We start from the raw sequence: 2735 nt of genomic DNA on the forward strand, positions 1-2735 counted from the left end.
GTTCTACTACTTCACCTTGTGGCGCCAGGACGGTCTTGACCAGCGGATCCAGGAGATCCTGCGCTGCCAGGTGCGGGAGCGGGCCAGACGATTAGTACTGCAACGGTGCCTACCGTGACGGTTGTTCAGGTCGGTCGTTGGTCCTGTCATGGGTGGGGACATATCTGAGGTCGATGCTTGGCGTTGGTCGGACGGGCTTGCCGGGTTGCATGAGCGGTTTGCGCGCCGGTTCGCGCGAAGCGAGTCGCGGGAGTCGGCGCTGGCCTACATACGCGGCTTGCTGGCGCCGCTGGAGCGCAAGAATGGCTGGGTGCGCCACGAGGCGCCATGTGACCGAGCGGAGGTGCGAGACCTTCACCGCCGGGCCGTCGCAGCGGCTGGGTAGAAGCTGAGGGCAGTCTGATCCGGGGAACGCCGGGACGGTGCGGCACTTCCAGACGTGCCGGGTCCGGCAAGCGAGGCCAGAAGGCGTACGAAGAGGAATCCGTGTAAAGCCCCGTAAGTCTTGTCACCGGCTCCAACCTGGAGGATGTGGGCCGGGATGCAGTGCGTGGCCACTTTCTCCGCTGGGGTGGCCAACTCCAAAGCCGGTCTCCAACTGCCGGTGGGGAGGCCACGTTGAAGGTCTGCGGCGTAGGCGTGGCGATGCTGCCGGGGTAGTAGCGGGACGCCGACCTGGCCAATCGGCACATGGTGAACGTGGGAACCGCCTGCGGTCGTCCTTGGGGCCGGACAGCCAGTCCGGACCGCTGGGGACAGGCCCGTTGCCGGCTGAGGGCCGCAGGTGGGGCGGAGGCCCCGTAGTAGTCCGAGCGGAGGAAAGCTCCGTACATGGCGAAGGGGGCCAGCAAGTCGGCGGGGAGGAGACTGCAATGCCGGGAGGTCGTTGGAACTGCACTGTTGGGCGAGCGGCGATCGTGATCGCCGGTTCGATGACCTGTTCAATCTCGTTGCCGATCCCGCGTTCTTGCTGGTCGCGTGGGCTCGGGTGCGGGGTAACAGGGGTGCTCGCTCGGCCGGGGTGGACGGGCGGACCGCCCGCTCCGTGGAGGCCGGGCGCGGAGTCGAGGTCTTCCTCGACGAGGTGCGATCCGATCTGAAGGGTCGTAACTTCCGGCCGCTGCCCGTGCGGGAGAGGATGATCCCCAAGCCGGGAACGGCCAAGTGCCGCCGGTTGGGCATTCCCACCGTGCGGGACAGGGTTGTCCAGGCGTCCCTGAAGCTGGTGCTGGAGCCGATCTTCGAGGCGGACTTCCTCCCGTGCTCCTACGGGTTCCGTCCGAAGCGCCGGGCTCATGACGCGCTCGCCGAAGCGCACCACTTCGCCAAGAACTCCTACGAGTGGATGGTGGAGGGTGACATCGAGGCGTGCTTCGACTCGATCGACCACGCGGCCCTGATGGACCGGGTGCGTCGGCGGATCGGGGACCGTCGTGTCCTGGACCTGGTGAAGGCGTTCTTGAAGGCGGGCATCCTCACCGAGGGCGGCCTGTCCAGGGAGACCGACAGCGGCACTCCGCAGGGAGGGATCCTGTCACCACTGCTGGCAAACATCGCCCTTTCCGTCCTCGATGAGTTCGTCGCGGCCGGAGCGGGCGGGCCGAACTCCACTCAGGCGGAGCGGGCCAGGCGTCGGCGCCGGAAGCTGCCCAACTACCGGCTGTTCCGGTACGCGGACGACTTCCTGATCGCCGTGACCGGGACCCGTGACGATGCCGAGGGGATTCGCGCCGAGGTGGCGGCGGTGCTCGCGCCGATGGGCCTTCGCCTGTCGGTGGAGAAGACAGCGATCACTCATATCGGCGAAGGGCTGGACTTCCTCGGGTGGCGCCTCCAGCGTCACCGCAAACGCGGGACCCAGAAGTACTACGTCTATCTCTACCCTTCCAAGAAGGCCCTCCAGGCCGTCAAGGAGAAGGTCAAGACGCTGTGCAGACAGGACACGAACCTACCGCTGGCGGTCGTGCTGCACCGGCTCAACCCGGTACTGCGGGGCTGGACGGCGTACTTCCGGCACGGCGTGTCGTCCGCGACCTTCCAGTACCTGTCGGCCTTCACCTGGCGACAGGTCTTCGGATGGCTGCGACGCAAACATCGCCGGACCAACTGGAAGACCCTGCGCCGTCGTTACTGCGTGGGCCGATGATGGCCCGTCGACGGCGAGGTGGTCTTGTTCAAGGCCGCGAAGGTGCGGACCAACCGCTACCTGTATCGCGGGACCAAGATCCCCTCGCCCTGGCCCAACGGGACCACGATCGAGGCGGTCGCCTGAGAGGGCTTGTGGAGAGCCGGATGCCTGGAAACCGGGCACGTCCGGTTCGGGAGGCGGCTCGGGGAAACCCATCGGCGGCAACGTCGGCAGGGCGCCCCGGACCGACCTCACACGGTGGCTGAGGAGGCCGGTCACGGTGGCCCGGACCGGATCCACCGGCTGCTGAACCGTATCGACTGGGACGCGGACGGGGTGCTCGACGACGTGCGCGAGTACGTCGTCGAGCACCTGGCCGACCCCGATGGCGTGCTGATCGTGGACGGCACCGGGTTCCTGAAAAAGGGCGTGCGCTCGGCCGGCGTCCAGCGGCAGTACTCCGGCACTGCCGGCCGCACCGAGAATTGTCAGGTCGGCGTCTTCCTCGCCTGCTCGGGGCCCCGTGGCCGGACGCTGATCGACCGGGCGCTCTACCTGCCGAAGTCCTGGACGGACGACCGCGAGCGCTGCCGGGCGGCCGGGATCG

Annotated in this window: 2 protein-coding genes and 2 pseudogenes; all 4 read left to right on the plus strand. The window is 67.6% G+C overall.

The window, feature by feature from the left end; all coding sequences use genetic code 11:
* Positions 1 to 94 (plus strand): annotated as a pseudogene (locus ACZ6EM_RS40250) (IS5/IS1182 family transposase); the annotation flags it as partial.
* A 54-nt stretch (positions 95 to 148) separates the two neighbouring features.
* A pseudogene (locus ACZ6EM_RS40255) lies at positions 149 to 322 on the plus strand (IS701 family transposase); the annotation flags it as partial.
* Positions 323 to 886: 564 nt separating this feature from the next.
* Positions 887 to 2146 carry a group II intron reverse transcriptase/maturase gene (gene ltrA, locus ACZ6EM_RS40260; RefSeq protein WP_465774659.1) on the plus strand — a complete coding sequence of 420 codons (1260 nt, stop codon included), beginning with the start codon at positions 887 to 889 and terminating at the stop codon, positions 2144 to 2146.
* Between the two features lie 132 nt (positions 2147 to 2278).
* Positions 2279 to 2735: IS701 family transposase (locus ACZ6EM_RS40265; protein ID WP_465774660.1), on the plus strand; the 457-nt coding region annotated here is incomplete at its 3' end.

The organism is Kitasatospora sp. NPDC041917 (genome assembly GCF_055589745.1).